This is a genomic window from Arthrobacter sp. BK1 (genome assembly GCF_056680055.1).
Genome location: NZ_CM155263.1, coordinates 2,900,264 through 2,918,649 on the forward strand (window position 1 = coordinate 2,900,264; position 18,386 = coordinate 2,918,649).

Annotated in this window: 14 protein-coding genes; 6 read left to right on the forward strand and 8 right to left on the reverse strand. The window is 64.4% G+C overall.

All coding sequences use genetic code 11. From position 1 onward, the window contains the following. Positions 1-2,304 (reverse strand): beta-L-arabinofuranosidase domain-containing protein, encoded by a 2,304-nt coding sequence (locus AC1MCA_RS13160; protein WP_479797928.1) that lies wholly within the window; start codon positions 2,302-2,304, stop codon positions 1-3. 59 nt (positions 2,305-2,363) lie between these two features. Then, positions 2,364-3,812: a glycoside hydrolase family 43 protein gene (locus tag AC1MCA_RS13165; RefSeq protein ID WP_479797929.1), complete on the reverse strand. Its 1,449-nt coding sequence runs from the start codon at positions 3,810-3,812 to the stop codon at positions 2,364-2,366. Positions 3,813-4,135: 323 nt separating this feature from the next. Between AC1MCA_RS13165 and AC1MCA_RS13170 the strand changes: the two genes are divergently transcribed. The 6 genes from AC1MCA_RS13170 (at position 4,136) to arfA (ending at position 11,004) form a co-directional block, all read left to right on the forward strand. Beyond that, positions 4,136-5,467, forward strand: coding sequence for an ABC transporter substrate-binding protein (locus AC1MCA_RS13170; RefSeq protein WP_479797931.1), 1,332 nt, complete (start codon positions 4,136-4,138; stop codon positions 5,465-5,467). Positions 5,468-5,483: 16 nt separating this feature from the next. Further along, a complete protein-coding gene (locus AC1MCA_RS13175) occupies positions 5,484-6,389 on the forward strand; it encodes a carbohydrate ABC transporter permease (protein WP_479797933.1) in 906 nt (301 codons plus the stop codon). Positions 6,390-6,400: 11 nt separating this feature from the next. Continuing rightward, complete coding sequence (locus tag AC1MCA_RS13180; protein WP_479797935.1) at positions 6,401-7,354, forward strand: carbohydrate ABC transporter permease; 954 nt, start codon at positions 6,401-6,403, stop codon at positions 7,352-7,354. Positions 7,355-7,356: 2 nt separating this feature from the next. Beyond that, positions 7,357-8,718: a family 43 glycosylhydrolase gene (locus tag AC1MCA_RS13185; RefSeq protein ID WP_479797937.1), complete on the forward strand. Its 1,362-nt coding sequence runs from the start codon at positions 7,357-7,359 to the stop codon at positions 8,716-8,718. Beyond that, positions 8,715-9,380, forward strand: coding sequence for a DUF624 domain-containing protein (locus AC1MCA_RS13190; protein WP_479797939.1), 666 nt, complete (start codon positions 8,715-8,717; stop codon positions 9,378-9,380). The genes AC1MCA_RS13185 and AC1MCA_RS13190 overlap by 4 nt, the downstream gene beginning before the upstream one ends. A gap of 73 nt (positions 9,381-9,453) precedes the next feature. Next, entirely contained in the window at positions 9,454-11,004 is a 1,551-nt protein-coding gene (gene arfA / locus AC1MCA_RS13195; RefSeq protein WP_479797941.1) for an arabinosylfuranosidase ArfA, read from the forward strand. An 82-nt stretch (positions 11,005-11,086) separates the two neighbouring features. Here arfA and AC1MCA_RS13200 read toward each other — a convergent pair whose 3' ends face one another. From AC1MCA_RS13200 to AC1MCA_RS13225, 6 genes are all read right to left on the reverse strand, one after another. After that, positions 11,087-12,517: a glycoside hydrolase family 32 protein gene (locus AC1MCA_RS13200; RefSeq protein WP_479797943.1), complete on the reverse strand. Its 1,431-nt coding sequence runs from the start codon at positions 12,515-12,517 to the stop codon at positions 11,087-11,089. Between the two features lie 239 nt (positions 12,518-12,756). Beyond that, complete coding sequence (locus AC1MCA_RS13205; protein ID WP_479797945.1) at positions 12,757-14,313, reverse strand: glycoside hydrolase family 32 protein; 1,557 nt, start codon at positions 14,311-14,313, stop codon at positions 12,757-12,759. Further along, on the reverse strand, positions 14,310-15,395 hold the full coding sequence (locus AC1MCA_RS13210) for an ATP-binding cassette domain-containing protein (RefSeq protein WP_479797947.1): 1,086 nt from the start codon (positions 15,393-15,395) through the stop codon (positions 14,310-14,312). Before AC1MCA_RS13210 ends, AC1MCA_RS13205 begins: the two co-directional genes overlap by 4 nt. Further along, positions 15,392-16,354, reverse strand: coding sequence for an ABC transporter ATP-binding protein (locus AC1MCA_RS13215; protein WP_479797949.1), 963 nt, complete (start codon positions 16,352-16,354; stop codon positions 15,392-15,394). Before AC1MCA_RS13215 ends, AC1MCA_RS13210 begins: the two co-directional genes overlap by 4 nt. Further along, the gene (locus tag AC1MCA_RS13220; protein ID WP_479797951.1) at positions 16,351-17,289 is read right to left on the reverse strand and encodes an ABC transporter permease; all 939 of its coding nucleotides are present in this window, start codon (positions 17,287-17,289) and stop codon (positions 16,351-16,353) included. Before AC1MCA_RS13220 ends, AC1MCA_RS13215 begins: the two co-directional genes overlap by 4 nt. Before the next feature lie 11 nt (positions 17,290-17,300). Next, positions 17,301-18,278, reverse strand: a complete 978-nt coding sequence (locus tag AC1MCA_RS13225; protein ID WP_479797953.1) for an ABC transporter permease — start codon at positions 18,276-18,278, stop codon at positions 17,301-17,303. Between the last annotated feature and the right edge of the window lie 108 nt (positions 18,279-18,386).

Below are 18,386 nucleotides of genomic sequence, written 5' to 3' on the forward strand. Positions count from 1 at the left end.
TCAGGAACCGGTGATGGCGAGCAGCTCCACCGACAGCAGATCGCCGGTGCTGAGCCCGGGCAGCGCCTCGACGGTGAAGACCAGGCCGCCGTCGGGTGAGCCGTTCCGGTGAGCGTCGGTGACAGCGAAATCGGTAACAAGCCGGCCGCCGTCGTGGTCGTCACGGACCGGCGCACCCAGCAGGTTCCCATTGAGCCGTAGTTCGTGGCCCCGGCCTTCCAGCGCCCGGAAACGCACGCGCAGGAGGGCTGCGCGGCGGTCCGGGTCCGCAAGGCGGTAGGAGAACCAGCCGCGCGCGTTCCGCCAGTGGATACCGTCGCTGCCGCCGGCACGGCTGCCGTTGCCGGCGAAACCGTGATCAGCCTCCGGCTGTTGCTCGCCGGCCGTCACACCATCCACCACGCGGCCCTCAAGGGCGGCTGCCCGGTCCATTTCACGCAGTTCATGGCTGCGTGAAGTGGGGTCGCCGGCGGGCCAGTACACCGTGTACCGCTCGTCGTGGATGCCGTAGAACGGCTCCAGCACAACCGTGGCGGCGTCCCCATCGGAATCAGCAACGGCCAGTTCAGCCGTCAAAGTGCCACCTTCCCCGCGGCGGATCGATCCGACGTCGGCCACTGCTGGCGTGTCTGCCAGCGGCAGCAAGGTGCCGGACGCCACGTGGCCCATCCGTTCATCTGCGGCTTCGAAGCCGGGGATACCTTCGGAACCCATCCGGGCCGCGAGCACCACGGGTCCGTAGAGGAATGAAACCCACGGCGAGTTATCGGGCAGCCGCTCCGATCGAAAGCCGGGCGTCAGCCGGATCCGGACCACCGACGCGCCCCGCCAGGTGCGGCTGACGTTCACATAACCGCCACCGCCGGCAGAAGCGGCCTCACCATCGATTTCCATGGCGGCTGCCCAGTGCGGGCGGCGGAGCTGGATGGAGGCTGCAACCGGGGAGTCGGCGTCGACGAAAAGCGTGACGGCGTCGGAATGCGGAAAATCCGTCTCGAGCCGGACGCGCAGGCCCCGGTCCCGCCAGTCAAGCGTGGACGGGATATACAGGTTGACCAGCAGGTCCTCGCCCTTGCGGGCATAGATGAGTTCGCCGTAGCGGGCGTGGCTCTCCAGCCCGGATCCCACACAGCACCACATCGATTCCTGGGTGCGGGAATAGACGCGGTAATGCCGTGGGCGCATCGGAGTGAAGTACACCAGGCCGCCGTGGACGGGGTGCTGGGAGGACAGGATGTGGTTGTAGGTGGCGCGCTCGTAAAACTCGACGGCGGCAGGGTCGCCCGAGTCCTCAAACCGGAGTTTCGCCAGCTTCAGCATGTTGTAGGTGTTGCAGGTCTCCGGGCCCTGGGCATCCAGGACCATGGGCGTGAACTCGGACGCCGGATGAAAGTGTTCACGCACGCTGTTGCCGCCGATGGAAACCGATCGTCGGTGGACCACCGAGTCCCAGAAGTTGTTGGCGGCGCGCGCATACTCCCCGTCACCGGTGGCAGCGGCGAGCCTGGCGTAGCCCACGACCTTGGGGATCTGGGTGTTGGCGTGCAGTCCGTCCAGTTGATCGTCCCCGGCGGCCAGCGGCTCCAGGATACTGCGGTGGGAAAACCGGCGGGCCTCCTCAAGGTAAGAGTGCCGGCCGGTGATCCCGGCAAGGATGCCGAAGGCATCGTTCATGCCGCCGTATTCGGTCCGCAGGATCTCTTCGAAGGACGCGGCCGGAATGTTTGCCGAGACGTTCAGCCACCAGTCGGCCAGGCCAGCGGCGACCCGGAGGGCCTCCTGGGAACCTGTGTAGGAATAGGCATCCAGGAGGCCTGCCAGTGTCTTGTGCAGGTTGTAGAGCGGAACCCACCGGCCGTTCAGGGTGAACAGGTCCGCGTCCAACACGCCGCCGGCCAGTTCATTCCCGAGCGCCCGGCCGCCGGGAACGCCGCCCACGTAGCCGTCGCCCCCGGCGTCCTGGCACTGGGCCAGAACCCCGACGACGGTTCGCACCTTAGTGTGCAACCGCGGATCCCCGGTGGCGGCGAAAAGCCGGGCGCAGGCGGAGAGGTAGTGGCCGCCGATGTGGCCGCCCATGCCGTCGGACTCCCAGCTTCCATAGGGCTCCGCCGGTGACTCCAGCCCGGCCTCCCGGAGGTAGGGCGCACACAGCCGCTCCGTGTCCAGGTCCAGGACGTAGCGGAGGGAGGTCTCCTGTGCGGCCTTGAAGACCCCCTCCCCCAGGCGGACATCCGCCAACGGAAAAGGTGAAATGAGGCGGCGGGTTTTCGTGGGCGGAGGGTCAGTCCTGGCGCTGGTCATCGGGTACGGCTTCCTTACTCGAGGGATGTTCGTGGCGGACCGGCGGCGCTAACCCGGTGCTATTTTGCTGAAAGCCCGACGGCGTCCGTCACGGCGCTGCCATGCGCGTTCTGGAACACTGCCCGCACCAGAAGCCCCGGCCGCCCATCGCCTATGGCGCCGGCGTCGAACGTTGAGCGGTAGGTGCCTTCATCCGTCCGGCGGGTGTGAGGCTGTGCTGCTGCCCTGCTCCAGGTGGCGCCGCCGTCGGACGACGTTTCCCAGACGGCAACCGGGCCGGGCGTTCCCGTGGCGGTGGCGGTGAACACGGCATTCTTGCCGGAGACGATGGCTGCGGGCCTGGGCTGCTTCTGGATTTCAGGCAGCTCCACTGTCTGGTCGAAGGCCGGCCAGCCGTCCACCCAGTTAATCTCCTGCAGTCCAAGCGTGGGGAAGTACGGGATGTCCTGGTTGGAACCGTCGTAGTAGTGGAACGCGAGGTAGTCGCCAAAGACCGACTGGCCTCCGGGGCCGGTCATGGCGCCGTGGGAATCCAGGACCACGGAGCCGCCTCCGCCGAACATGTCCTTGCCGTCCTTGTCCAGATAAGGGCCCTTGACGGATGTGGAGCGTCCCACTGCCACCTTGTAAGTGGAGTCCTCGCCCCTGCAGCACGAGTCGAAGGAGACGAACAGGTAGTAATAGCCGCCGTGCCGCGTGATGTAGGGAGCCTCAATGGGGTTGCCGGGCATAAAGCGGTCGGCGATGTTCACGGTTTTTGACTGCCAGTCCGCCACCGGCTTTCCGCTGGGCCACTCGATGGGCACCAGGAAAATCCCGTACCAGAAGGAACCGATGGCCATGTAGGGGGTGCCATCGACATCCTCGACGATGCCGGCGTCGATCGCGTTGAACGTCTTGCCCGGGTTGTTCGGATCAAGCCCCGTCGCCGGTGAGGAGACCACCAGGCCCTGGTCAACCCACTCGTAGTCCGGATCGCTGGGGTCCAGGGTGGTGTTGGTTGCCAGTGCGGTCAGGGAATTGTTTCCGCCAAAGCGCGACGCCGAGTAGTACAGGTAGTAGGTGCCGCCGTGTTCGGTGATTTCCGGCGCCCACAGATTGCCCGGCAGCTCGCCGTCGGCAAAGTGCGCATCGATCCAGGCCGGAATTTTGTCCCAGACGTTGCCCGCGTAGGCCCAGGTGGTCCCTTCGTCGTGGGAGGACCAGATCTGGATGGTGCCGCCGTTCTCGCGGTTAAGCAGCCCGGTGGAGTAGACGTACCAGGTTCCGTCCTCCGCCACGATCAGGGCGGGATCATGGATCGGGGACGTCTGGCCTACGACGGTTTTTCCGCCAGGCAGGTCAGCCTGGAGCTTTTGCCCTGCGACCCTGCTGAGCTGGGTCTCTGGAACAGGGGAGTGGCCGGCCTGCGGGCCCGCCACCGTCGGCAGTGCTACAGCGGTGAGGGCAATGCCGAGGGCTGCTGCCAAGCCTGCGGCGCGCAGAGCCCATGGACGTGACTTCATCATCACGTGGTCCTTCCGAAGAGGTTGGTGCGGGGTGATTTGCCGACAGCCGGAGATGCATCCGCCGAAGGAGAAGTTGCAACGTTGTAAAGAAAATATGGCACGCCTCCCGCGGCCCGTCAAGGAAATCCGCTGCGCGGCTGAAAGTAATGGATCGCGGGCTCTTGACGATTGTTCATTGGCTGTGTGATTGTTTCTTACAACGTTGCAAAGAACCGGCCCCGGATGCCGGACCGCTACCGCGGACCGTGGGGTGGGATATCAAACATCAACTACCGCACCACCCAATAAACTTGCTTGCTCCACCCAACCGGAAGGACTGCGTGATGATGAAGTCACGTCCCATAGCCGCAACCCTGGCGCTTTTTACCGCCGCCGGCCTGATGCTCGGCGGATGCTCCGCCCCGACCGGTGGGGACACCGGGGAGAAGAAGCTGACTTTCATGTTCCGTGGAGGTGAAGACGAGAAGAAAGCCTACGAAAAGGCCGTTGAGCAGTTTGAAGCCGCCAACGGTGTGGACGTGGACATCATAGTCACCACGGCTGACCAATATGCCACCAAGCTGAAGGCTGCCATCGCCGGCAAGCAGGTTCCCGATGTCTTCTACATCGGCCCCGGCGACGTCCAGGCCTACGTGCAGAACGGGATCGTCAAGGACATCACGGAGTACGTGGAAGGCTCGGACACCATCGACCTGGAGAATATCTGGGAGTACGGCGTGGACAGCTACCGCTATGACGGAAAGCTGGTGGGCGAAGGCGCCATCTATGCGCTGCCCAAGGATGTGGGACCGTTCTCCTTCGGCTACAACAAGACCATGCTGGAGAAAGCCGGAATTCCCCTCCCGGACAAGGACAAGCCCTACACCTTCGAAGAATTCGTGGCCGCCGCCAAGAAACTCACCGCGGACACCAACGGCGACGGCGCCCTGGACCAGTGGGGCACAGGCCTGAACGTCCAGTGGAACCTTCAGCCCTTCGTCTGGTCCAACGGCGGCGACTGGCTCAACGAGAACCGGACCAAAGTCACCGTTGACACCCCGGAATTCGCCGAATCACTGCAGTGGTTCGCGGACCTGCAGAATGTACACGGCGTGACGCCTTCGGTGGCCGAGGCACAGACCCTGGACACCTACCAGCGCTGGATGAAGGGTGAGATCGGCTTTTTCCCCATCGCACCCTGGGACCTCTCCACCTACCAGAAGCTGGGCTTCGAGTGGGACGTGATTCCTTACCCCGCCGGTGACAGCGGCAAGACGGCCAGCTGGATCGGAAGCCTTGGCGTCGCTGTTTCCGAGAGCACCAAGTACCCCGAAGAGGCAGTAAAACTCGTGGAATACCTCACCGCGAACAAGGAAGCCCAGCAGAGCCTCGTGGATGCGGGCATCCAGATTCCCAACTTGAAGGACATGGCTGAGACCTGGGCTGCCGATACCACCACCAAGCCTGCCAACAAGGCCGAATTCCTGGAGATCGTGAAGGACTACGGCCGGGCCCTGCCGGGCGGCAACACCTTCAATGCCGAGTGGTACGACGAACTGTTCACCAACATCCAGCCCGTCCTGGACGGCAAGCAGACCGCCGCCGACTACCTGAAGGAAGCACAGCCCAGGATGCAGGAATTCCTGGACGCCGCCAACCAGCAGGCCGGCAACTAGGGCTGTGATCACCGGTATGACGACCATTACGCGCCCGCGACGCTCGCGGCTCCACCGGAAGGAACACCAGGCCGCGCTGCTCTTCGTCGCCATACCGGTGATCGGGTTCCTCCTCTTCACACTGTTCCCGCTCTTGTTCTCCGTGTACGCGTCCTTCACCAACTGGAACGGCATCTCGGCCCCTGTCTTCAAGGGCCTGGACAACTACACCAAGATGTTCGGCGACCGCTACTTCCTGAAGTCGCTCTGGAACACCCTGTTCATGATGATCGGCATCCCCATCGGCCTGGTCATCTCCCTGGCACTGGCCCTTGCCATGAACCGGAAGATGCGCGGAACAACCTTTTTCCGCACTGTCTACTACCTTCCCGTCATCTCCTCCATTGCCGCCGTCGCCATCCTGTGGCAGTGGGCCTTCAACGGCGACTTCGGCCTCATCAACCAGGGCCTGGCACTGGTGGGAATCGACGGTCCCAACTGGCTGCAGGACACCGCCACCGTGAAGCCTGCACTGATCATCATGGCCATCTGGAAGGGCCTGGGGTATTCCATGCTCCTGTACCTGGCTGCCCTGCAGTCCGTGCCGCGGTACCTCTACGAGGCGGCCGCCCTCGACGGCGCCACCGCCTGGCAGCAGTTCCGGCACATCACCATCCCCATGGTGGCGCCGGTCACCTTCTTCCTGATTGTCACGTCCATCATCGGCGGCTCGCAGATCTTCGTGGAGATCAACATCATGACCCCCACCGGCGGACCCGAGTTCGAATCGGCCTCCATCGTCTGGTACATCTGGCAGAAAGCGTTCGACAACCTGCAGATGGGCTACGCCTCGGCCATGTCGGTTGTCCTGGGGCTGCTGGTGTTCATCATTACCTTCATCCAGTTCCGGCTCAACCGCCGCAACCAGTTTTCGATCGATTGAGGCAGGCAGTCATGTCCGCACAGAACGTCATCACCACCCCTCCCCTGGAACCCACGCAGGAAATCCCGGGCGGTACCAACGGCGCAGGCACGTCCGGCCCGCGTCCGGCAGCCAAGGGCCCGCGGTCCGGCAAGGACACACTCCGCCTGGGCAATATCCTGACCACCCTCGTCCTCAGCCTGGGCGCGGTCATCATGATCGCGCCGCTGGCCTGGACCTTCTCCACGTCGCTCAAGACCAAGGACGGTGTCTTCGAGCTGCCGCCGCAGTGGATTCCGGATCCGTTCGTGTGGGAGAACTACGCCCGGATCTGGACGGCCGGCCCGCTCCTGACCGGCATCCAGAACAGCCTGATCGTTGCCTGCTCCGTCACCATCATCGGTTCGCTGACCTCGGCACTGGCAGCCTTCGCGTTTGCCAAGATGCGGATGCCGTTCAAGAACGTCCTGTTCCTGGGGCTCCTGTCCGGCCTGATGATCCCGTTCCCCACGCTGATGATTCCGCAGTTCACCATCTTCGCCGGCATCGGCTGGGTGGATACCCTGCTGCCGCTGATTGTGCCCGGGCTGTTCGGCAACATCATCATGATCTTCTTCCTGCGCCAGTTCCTGAACAGCATTCCGGACTCCATTGTTGAAGCGGCGCGGATCGACGGCGCCTCCTACCTGCAGATCTTCTGGGCACTCATCATGCCGGCCATCCGTCCGGCGCTGGCCGCCCAGTTCATCCTCTGGTTCATGGCCGTCTGGAACGACTACCTGGCGCCCATCATCTACCTGAACTCGCCGGGCACCCAGACCCTCCAGCTGGTGATTGCCAACTTCAACGCCCAGTACGCCATCCAGACGGATTACCCGCTGATCATGGCCGCCTCGTTTGTGGCACTGCTGCCGGTGCTGATCGTGTTCATTGTCTTCCAGCGCCAGATCATCGAATCCATCGCGCTGTCCGGATCAAAGGGCTGAGCATGACCACTGCAGATATCAGCACCGTGGAGGAGCTGCTTCCCCTGCCGGGCACGGACACGGGTAATCCTTCCGCCTGGGGGTTGCGGCACGCCCACGACCCCACAGTTGTCCGCGACGGCGACGGCACCTACTACATGTTCTCCACGGATGCGGTGGCGAATGCCCGGGTTGTTCCCGCCGGAGTCCATATCAGGACCTCGCCGGACCTGGTGGACTGGACCTACGCAGGGACAGCGTTCGACGGCGTGCCGTCACCTGCCGCGGATTGGTCCGGGGCGCGGGGACTGTGGGCGCCCGAGGTGGTGCGCTGGCCCGCTGGAGGTTGGCACATGTACTACTCTGCCTCCACCTTCGGCTCCAACACCTCGGCAATCGGCCTGGCCGTGGCGCAATCACCTGCGGGGCCGTGGGAGGACCGCGGACCCGTTGTAGCTACCCGTTCCGGAGAGCATTCCCAGAACGCCATCGATGCCGCAGTGGTTTTCGATGCGGCTGGTGCGCCCTGGCTCACCTACGGCTCCTTCTTCTCAGGCATCCACATCCTGCCCCTGGACGGTGCCACCGGGGAGCCACTGGAGCCGGGGGATCCCGGAACCTGCATTGCCCGCCGGTCACAGTCCGTGGAAGGCGCGGTGGAGGGCGCCTTCATCCTCTACCGTCCGGAAGAAGACCGCTACGTCCTCTTCACCTCCTACGACTCGCTCTTCAGCACGTACAACGTCCGGGTGGCAGTGGCGGACGACATCACCGGCCCGTACCGCGATGCCCGCGGCCATTCCCTGACCGACCCGGAGATTCCGCCGGCGCTGGCCGGCACCAAGGTGCTGGGCAGTTACCAGTTCGACGGCGGCACCGGCTGGCTGGCCCCGGGGCACAATTCGGTCCTCACCCAGGACGGCCCCGACGGCCAACCGGAGCACTTCCTGGTCCACCACACCAGGTTCGCCGCGGACCCCACCCAGCATGTTGCACAGCTGCGCCGTCTGTTCTTCAACGCAGCCGGCTGGCCGGTGGTCTCACCCCAGCCATATGCCGGCCAGGGGAGCGAAGTCTTGGCCGGGCCGGAGTCCGTAGCCGGAACATGGCAGCTGCTCCGCTTCGATCCTGAGTCCACTGCGTTGGTGCCGGCTGTCGCCGGAGAGCTCCAGTCGGTTGGCCCTGGACCCGAGGTATCCGATGGATCGCCGGTCCAGGCCACGTTGCGCATTGCGGGAGCCCAGGACGGATCCGGGGCTGCAATCGAGCTCGATGCGGTGCTGTTCGGCTCCTGGGACTGGGCGCGGAGCCGGCCTGCGCTCTCCTTCAGCGGGATCGACCAGCAGGGCGTGGCCTGGAGCGGGACCAAGGAAGTGCTGCTATGAGTGACCAGTCATTGGGGTGGGCCGGACGCCTGATGGACTGGCTCCGCTTCCTGACCCGGCTGGTCCTCGTCAACGTGCTGTTTGTGGCGGGAACCCTGGCGGGCCTCGGGATTTTGGGTTTCTTCCCCGCCGCCGTCGCGGCCACAACCGTCCTCGCCAGGCTGCGCGGCGGCTCTGCCGGGGACCACGTGGTCCGGGATTTCATCACTGCCTACCGCTTCCAGTTCCGGCACGCCAACCGGGTGGGGAGCATCTTCTGGCTCGCCGGCGTCGTGCTTGTCCTCAACGTCCTGGCACTGCTGGGACCGGCCGGGACACCTATGGCTCCGGCCGGGCATGCAGTGCTGCTTGTCCTCACCATCGTTGCCGCGGCGGGTACAGCCACCGCGGCCGCGACGGCCGTGACGCTCTGCAGCCGGTACCGGGACTCGGTCACCAGCACGTGGCGGACCGCGTTCATGCTCCCGCTCGTCTCACCGGCCATGAGCCTCTCCCTGCTGGTAACCATCGTGGCGGCAGTCGTCGTCTTCTCCGGGGCCGGGGTCCTGGTACCCCTCGTGGGTGCTTCCGTGCACTTGCTGATCGCCGGCTGGCTGGTGGGGCGTCGTCTTGCCGGGCTGGAAGCCTCCGGACCTGTACATGAGGCCCTTTCGCCTGCCTGAGGCCGCTCCTTACCCCTTCGATAGTTTTGACCATTCACTTCTCTACAACGTTATACAGAACAGGAAATGAACCGTGACCATCACCTCCGCTGCTGCTGACCAGACCGACTTGGCTGTTGTGGCACCCACTCTCATCACCATCGACCGGTCCGCCGTTGTGGCCCCCGTCAGCCGGCGGATCTTCGGCTCTTTCGTGGAACACCTCGGACGCTGCGTCTACGACGGGATCTACGAGCCCGGCCACCCGACGGCCAACGAGGACGGGTTCCGGCTGGACGTCATCGAGCTGGTCAAGGAACTCGGCTCCAGCACCATCCGCTACCCGGGCGGCAACTTCGTTTCCGGTTACCGGTGGGAAGACGGCGTGGGCCCCCGCGAGAAGCGTCCCGTCCGCCGCGACCTCGCCTGGCATTCGCTCGAGTCCAACCAGGTGGGGCTGGAAGAGTTCGCGCGCTGGTGCAAGCTCACCGGCTCCGAGCTGATGATGGCCGTCAACCTCGGCACCCGGGGCATCGAAGCGGCCCTTGACCTGCTCGAATACGCCAACCACCCCTCCGGCACCACGCTGAGCGAGCAGCGCATCGCGAACGGCGCCAAGGACCCTTACAACATCCGCATGTGGTGCCTGGGCAATGAGATGGACGGCCCGTGGCAGATCGGCCACATGTCCGCGGAAGACTACGGCAAGATCGCCGCTCGCACTGCCTCCGCGATGAAGACGGCGGACAAGGACCTGGAGCTGGTGGTGTGCGGCTCGTCCGGGTCCTCGATGCCCACGTTCGGCGAATGGGAGCGGGTGGTCCTGGAGCAGAGCTACGACTACGTGGACTACATCTCCTGCCACGCCTACTACCAGGAGCGCAACGGAGACCTCGGCTCCTACCTCGCATCGTCGCTGGACATGCAGTACTTCATCGAGACGGTGGTGGCCACCGCAGACCACGTCAAACACAAGCTCAAGAGCAAGAAGACCATCCAGCTCTCCTTCGACGAGTGGAACATCTGGTACCTGGATGAGCACCAGGCCTCCGACGAGGTCAACGAGGAATGGACCCACGCGCCGCGCCAGCTGGAAGACATCTACTCCGTGGCGGACGCCGTGGTGTTCGGCAACCTGCTGATCACGCTGCTTAAGAACCATGACCGCGTCGCGGCCGCCTCCCTCGCCCAGTTGGTCAACGTCATCGCGCCGATCATGACCGAACCGGGCGGCGACACCTGGCGCCAGACCACGTTCTTCCCGTTCTCAGTGACGTCCCGGCTGGCCAAGGGGGAGGTGCTTCGTCCCCGGATCGACGCGGGCACCTACTCAACGGCGGTCTACGGGGATGCCCCACTGGTGGACGCGGTGGCAACCGCCGACGCAGCCACCGGCGAATCCGCCCTCTTCCTCGTGAACCGCAGCCAGACCGAATCGATCGATGTCACCGTCAACGTCTCGGACCTCAACGCCACGGTGATCACCGAAGCCGTGACCCTGCACGATGCGGACGTCTACGCCAAGAACACGCTCCAGGACCAGAACCGGGTGGGCCTGAAACAACTCGACGGCGCGGTCCTGGAGGAGGGTACGCTCACGGTGACCCTGCCGCCCGTGTCCTGGTCCGCCGTCGCGCTTGGCTGATACAACGATCACGTCAGGCGTCTGGCGGACGTCGCCCCGCGCTCCTTTGAGGTATTCCATCTCTGTATCTCGTGGAAGGTGATTATCGGGGGTGCGTTGCTTTGATTTCGCGAAGGGTCAGGTTCCGGAAGGTGGCCGCTCCTTCATGCGCGTAAAGCCGGATTCCGTTGTCGCCTGCAAGAGGGAATACGCGGTGCGAGTGCACCACCCGTCCGTCTCCGACGAACATTTCCACGCTCGTGAGGTCCACGAGGATGCGGAGGGTGAGCCGTCCTGTCGAGGGGTCGATCGGAGTCTTAGTCTCGCCGCCGGTTGGGTTGATGGTGGGACGCCTGTTGAGGTAGGCGAAGGGACCTCGCAGGAATGCGCCGGCGGCGACATGCCGGCCGCCACCCTCTGCACGGCATACTTCAAGACCCACGTTGGCGGGTGGGGAGGCGGGGTCCCATACAAGCTCGCAGGTGAGGTCATAAGCGGGTGAGCGGACGTCGAGGTCGCGGGTGCCCGTTACAACGATGTCGCCCAGGAGGTGGGTGCGCTTGACATGATTTTCCAGCGCCGACGTGGGGGCGGAGACGAGGTGGTACCCACCGTCCGCCTTTTTGAGGCGGACGTCGCGCACGATCATGTCATCGCCGTTGTAGGCGTCGGTCTCAAGGGTCGGCGTGTTGTGGGGGTAATCCCAGAAGTTCGCCCACCCGATTGCCCTGCGGAGGGTCTCATCTTCCGCACCCGAGGGGTCGTGATGTGGATAGGTGACTGCTCCGTAAAAGTCATAGCCATAGTCCAGCCATTCGGGTTCCGGCTGATCAGGCGTGAACGATGTGCCGTCGAAGGCACCGGTCCAGTACGCGTAGGTTGCGGGCAGGCCGCGGCTTTTGCCGTTGGCACTCGTGCCGAGGATCCAATGGGAGCTGCCGTCGTCAGCGGTCATGCGGAAGATATCAGGGCATTCCAGCACGCCCAGATCGGTGCGTACAAACTCGCCGACGCGCTGCCAGGATCGCAGGTCGGCGGAAACGTAGAAGCCGAGCTTCTGCCCCTCGGCATTCGCCATGAACCATCGCCCGCGGTCAGCGTCCCAGATCACTTTGGGATCGCGGAAGTCATGCACTCCGGGGTTCGGTAATACCGGTTCCGTGCCGGCGGCCTGGAACGAGCGTCCGCGGTCGGTCGAGTACCAGAGGTACTGGGCCTGGCGGCCTTCGGGCGCCTGCGTCACGAGGGCGATCACCGTACCCTCGCCGTATCCGGCGGTATTCCGCTTGTCGACCACAAGGGATCCTGACCAGCAGTCGCCGTTGGTGTTGCTGAACTTGGGGATGGCCACGCCGTGGTCAGTGAACACGATGTGATCCGTGGTGGTCGCGCGGCGCCATGATGTGCCTCCGCCGCCCCGCAGGTAGTCAGCGTTGTACAGGTAGTAGTAGTGGTATTCCCCGTCCAGGTAGATGGGGCGCTGGGGGTCGTTCTTCCAGTTGTCCGGGACGCTGAAGTGATAGGCCGGGCGCATCCGGCGTGTTCCTTGTGACATTGAGCCGCTTGACGCGGGTTCAGGTGTCTTTGCCGGCACGGCTGTGGCGGATTCGGCGAACGCTGTTGAAAGTGCCAGCGATCCGCTGAGTGCAACCACCCCGCTTCCGGTAAGGAGTGAACGACGAGAGACCGCGGGTGAATCTTCCATGAGTTCCTTCTTCTTTCTGGGCAGCTTCGATGCTGCTTATGAGTGCGTTTTTGATGTACTGCCCCGCGTCAGGGGAAAAGGGTCCGGGTACCCTCATGGATTTCGGCCATGGTCCAGGCATCGAGGGAGCGCATCTGCACCGTGCCTTCGGCGGCAAGGCTGACGCGTTCCCCACCCAGGGTGGGGTAGGCGCGGGCAGTGAGCGGGATACCATTTGCAAAAATTTCGACGGCGGATCGGTCGAGGATTACGCGCAGGTGGACCCGCCCTTCGGGCATGGGGACTGGTCCGGACTTGTCCTCCACGTCAACGGTTGGATCGAGGCTGCTTCGAGTGCGGTCCAAGTGGAGCGCGCCATTGCCGGTGCCGTCAGTCGCCCTGCGCAGTTCGATGACCGTTTCCTCGGTTGGGTTGTCGGAGTTGCTTCCCCCGGTGGAGCCCAGTACACCCAGCCGCAGCAGAGCGCCCGGAGCGAGTTGGACGTCCAGTTCCAGGTCGAGTTGGTTCCCGGACAAGCCGATGTCCAAGGGGACCAGGGCACCGGTCAAGACCTGTCCCGGCAGGCGTGTGTGGTCACGGCGCAGCTTGTTGATTTCGGGTACGGGTGCGAACCGGAGCGTGCCGTCGTCAGCCATCGTGACGAGTCGCGGCAGGCTCATGACGCCCGACCAGCCGGCCTCCACCATCGCCGCATCACTGCGGCCTTCCTGCATCCAGCCGAACATGACACGCCGTCCGGCCTCGTCCTGGAACGATTGCGGTGCGTAGAAGAAGCGGCCTCCGTAGTCCAGCCGGTGCAGCGCCTTGGGCTCGAAAGCATCCCCGGCGTATCGGCCGGTCCAGTACAGCGGGTGGCGCGTGTCGCCGTCGTCCCAGGCGGAGAAGACCAGCACATCCGGCGAGCCGTCAGAAGACACAGACCCCAGCGAACCCTGACCCGCCCGGAACAGGTCCACACATTCCCACATGGTTCCCGTCCAGTCAGTGTCCGCAGGATCGCCCTGTGAGGCATCACCGATGAACAGCGGCCCGATGTAGTCCCACGACCGCAGATCAGAGGACTCGTACAGGAACGCCGTACCGCCGCGCTGGCGGATGCCTGAACCCACCAACTGCCGCCACTTCGTTCCTTCCCGCCATACGCAGTGATCGCGGTATGCGGTGGTGTCCACTCCAGCTGGCGGGGCTGCAATCACGGGATTTTCGGGGACCTTGGTCCAGCTCAGAAGGTCCGGTGATCCTACGGCGACGCAGGGCAACTCCTTGCCTTCGGACCGCCCCGAGTACACCAGGGTGGGCGTGCCGGCGTCATTCACCAATACCCCCGACCAGCAGCCCTCGGCGTCGGGTCCTTCGGACGGCTCCAAGGCAATGGGCTTGTCCGTCCAGGTGACGAGGTCGGTGCTGGTGGTGTGACCCCACTGGATGCGGTGGTGGAAAGCGCCCTCCGGGTTGTACTGGTAGAAGAGGTGGTAAGTGCCGTTCCACTGGCTGACGCCGTTGGGATCGTTGAGCCAACCGGCTGGTGACACGAAATGGAAGCGTGGCCGGAGGGGGTCGGCCTCGGCGCGGGCAACCAGCTCATCCTGTGGAATGGTGGCGAGCGGGTGGGTCAGTTCAGTCATGAGGAGGCCTTCATTTCAGTCCGTTCGGTGGCCAGGGCCGGTTCGCCCGCCAAGGCGTGGCCGTCGGCAGCAGCCCACGGCTTGTAGAGGTGGCAGCGGACCCAGTGGTGGTTTTCGGGGTCTCCAACCTGATGGCGCACGGGTTCTTCGGCCGAACAGGCCTGGTTCGGGTCGCCGTCGAAAGCGCAATTCGTCGATGCCATGACCGCTTGGCGCAGTTCGGCCCGGCGGACAGGATCGTACGAGCCTGCCCGGGCGGGGTCCGGGACAGCCGAAACCAGGAGTTGCGTGTAGGGGTGCGCGGGGTTTGACAGCAGGTCCAGGGACTCGCCTTCCTCGACGATTTCACCGGCGAACATGACTGCCGTCCGGTCCGCGAGGTAGCGGGCGGACGCGAGGTCGTGGGTGATGTAGAGCATGGAAATGCCCTGCTCGTCGCGGAGCTTGCGCATCAGGTTCAGCACGCCGATCCGGACGGAAACATCCAGCATGGAGGTGGGCTCGTCGGCCAGGATGACTTGTGGTTCAACGGCGAGGGCCCGGGCGATCGCAACGCGTTGGCGCTGCCCGCCGGAGAGCTCGTGCGGATACGAGTTCAGCATGTCGGCCTGTAAGCCAACAGTGGTCATCAGCACTTCGAGCCGACGCTGGGTCTCCTCCTCGGAACCGCCACTCTTGCCGTGGATCGCCAGCGAACGCCGCAGGAAATGCTCGATCCTGTGAGCCGGGTTCAAGGAACCGAAGGGGTCCTGGAAGACCATCTGCAGTTGGGATCGAAACGCACGGGACGCCTGGAAGCGATCGCGTTTGAGGATGTCGACGCCGTCGATCAGGATCGTGCCGGCGCCCGGCTTCTCGAGCCGGGCAACACAGCGGGCCAAGGTGCTCTTGCCGGAACCGGATTCTCCGACAAGCGCCACGATTTCGCCGCGGCCAAGAGTCAGGTCGATGCCGTGCAAGGCGCGGACCGACTCGCGGGAGAACAGCCCTCCAACGGGGAATGACTTACCCAGGCCACGAATTTCGAGGGCGGGGGTGCTGGTGGTGGAACCAGCCAAGGGGGACGCTAAGGAGTGGCTCATCGTGCGGCTCCTGCCAGGTTTACGGAATCAACCACTGAAGCGTCGGCACCAACCGGAGCCACAAAATGGCCGGGTGCCGACTCGCTGAGGTCGGGGATGTTTCGGAACTTCACGCCGTCGGGCAGGCCCGTCAGCGGAACCCGCGGGCCGGTGAGCGGCGGGAACGCGCCCATCAGCGCCTGAGTGTAGGGGTGGAGGGGGTTGGCGTAGACGTCCTGGGCCTTCGCAGTCTCCACAATCCTGCCGCCGTACATCACGGCCATGCGGTGTGAGAGTTCCACCATGAGCGACATGTCGTGCGTGATGAAGAGGACGGAGAAGCCCAGCTCGCGCTGAAGTTCCTTGATCTGCGCCATGATCTCTTGCTGCACCACCACGTCCAGCGCCGTGGTGGGTTCGTCGAGGATCAGCAGCGACGGCTTGAGCGCCACGGCCATCGCAATCACAGCCCTTTGACGCATGCCGCCCGAGAGCTGGTGCGGATAGGACTTGAGGCGTGCGGGGTCGATCCTCACGAGTTCCAGCAGTTCGCCCGCGCGGCGCAGGGATTCCTTGCGCGAGTAGCCGGCATGGGTAGTGAAGATGTCTACGATCTGTTCGCCGATGGTCAGCACCGGATTGAGCGAGTTCATGGCTGACTGGAAGACCATGGCCACGTCCTGCCAGCGGAAGCGCCGCAACTCCTCCGGGCTCATGGCCAGGACGTCCTTGCCGCCGAAGGAAATGCTGCCGCCTGCGATCTTTGCGGGGTCCTTCAGGAGCCGCATGATCGAGTTGGCGATGGTGGACTTTCCACAGCCGGACTCTCCCGCGAGGCCGAACACCTCACCGGTGCCGATGCTGAAGGAAACGCGGTCGACGGCGGTGGTGGAGCGGGTGTCGCCGATGTACTTGACGGTGAGGTCCTTGACGTCCAGGACGGCTTCGTGGGACCCGAAGGACACTTGGGAGATGGTCATTTCGTGGCGATCCTTTCGGTATCTTTCGGGGTTTTGATCTTCCGCAGCCGCGGGTTGGTGACCTCGTCCACGGCGTAGTTGATGAGGGCGAGGGCGAAGGCGACCAGCGCGATGCAAACGCCCGAGGGCACGAAAACCCACCAGCTGCCTGTGAGCAGGGCGCCTTCGTTGCCGGCCCAGAACAGATTGTTGCCCCACGAGACTGTGCTGACATCGCCCAGGCCCAGGAACTCCAGCCCCGCTTGGGCGCCGATGCCGTAGATCACGCAGGCGAGCAGCGTTCCCATCACGATCGAGGCCATGTTGGGCAGGATTTCGCGGAACATGATCCGGCCGGCCCCTTCGCCGGACACCACGGCCGCGGCCACAAAGTCCTTGGAGCGGATGGATAAAGCCTGTGAGCGCAGGACGCGTGCTGAGCCTGCCCAGCCGGTGACGACGAGGACAAGAATCACCGTGCCCAGGCCCGGGGGCAGGAACGCGGCCAAAATGACCAGGAGCGGCAGTCCGGGAAGGAGCAGGAAGATGTTGGTTACCAGGGACAGTGCTTCGTCGATGAACCTGCCGAAGTACGCGGAGGCAAGTCCCACCAGGATGCCGATGAAGGTGGACGCGAAGCCCACCGTCAGTCCAACGAACAGGGAACTCCGGGAGCCGTGGACCGTCAGCGCGAGCACGTCCTGTCCCTTGGCTGTAGTTCCCAGCCAGTGCTCTGGAGATGGTTCCAGCGAGGCCATGGCGGTGATCCGCGACGGGTCGCCGGGGAACAGTACCGGCGCCAGCAGGGCCAGCGCGATGAAGACGAGCATCACGGCCATGCCCGTCAGGGCCTTCTTGTTGCTGAGGAGGCCGTGGACGAAGCTGCGGTTGGGCTTGCGGGCAGCTGTGGTTTTGCCGGCCGCCTTGCCGGGCTGCTGCAGAATTACGGTTGTCATATTCGGTCCCTCTAGTTGCTGCGCACGCGCGGGTCGAGGCGGACGTAGAGGATGTCCACCAGGAAGTTCGCCAGCAGCACTGCGGCGGTAATGGTCAGGAACAGGCCCTGCATCAGGGGATAGTCGAGGCCTTGGACGGCGTTAAGGAGTTGGTAGCCGACGCCGGGATAGGCGAACACCACCTCGGTCAGCAGCGCACCGCCCACCACGAATCCCAGGCCCATGCCGAAGCTCGTGACCGATGGGAGCATGGCGTTCCGTGCCGCGTAGCGGAGCATGATGCGGCTGGGACGGAGACCCTTGGCCTCGGCCATGGTGATGTAGTCCTCGGAATTGGTGGCGATCATCGTATTGCGCATGCCCAGCATCCAGCCGCCGATGGAGACCAGCACGATCGTCAACGCCGGCAACACAAGGTGCGCTCCCACGTCCCCGATGAACTCCCAGGTGAACCCGGGCTCCAGGCCGGCCGTAAACGCGTGGCGGATCGGGAACCAACCCAGCACCACACCGAACAGGTACAGCGCACCCATCGCGAGCCAGAAGTAGGGGAACGAACCGATGAACACCAACACCGGCGGCAGGACCGAATCGATGGCGCCACCCCGCCGCCAAGCGGCGAGGATGCCCAGCAGATTACCCGCGACGGCGGCAATCACCAGTGCGGTTCCACCGAGCAGGAGGGTCCAGCCGATCTGGGACGAAATCACCTCGGTGACCGGGGTGGGGAAACGTGAGATGGAGACGCCCATCTGGCCGGTGAAGATGTTGTGAAGGTAGTCGATGTATTGCTCCCAGAGCGGCCGGTCGTCAACGCCGAGCAGCTTGCGCAGGGCCTCGATCTGTTCGGGCTGCATTCTGTCCTGGGAGCGGGCGAACATGCGGGAGACGGGGTCCCCTGGCATGAAGCGCGGGAGCAGGAAATTCAGGGTAATGGATGCCCAGAAGGCGATCAGGTAGAAACCCAGGCGGCGCAGGATGAAGCGCACGGTTTCCCTCCATTCGGGAATTGCGGAAAGTTTGGGGGGCTGGCCGCCGGATGATCCGGCGGCCAGCAGTGGTGCGCGGTGGGCCCACGCCGCCAGGGAGGCGGTGGG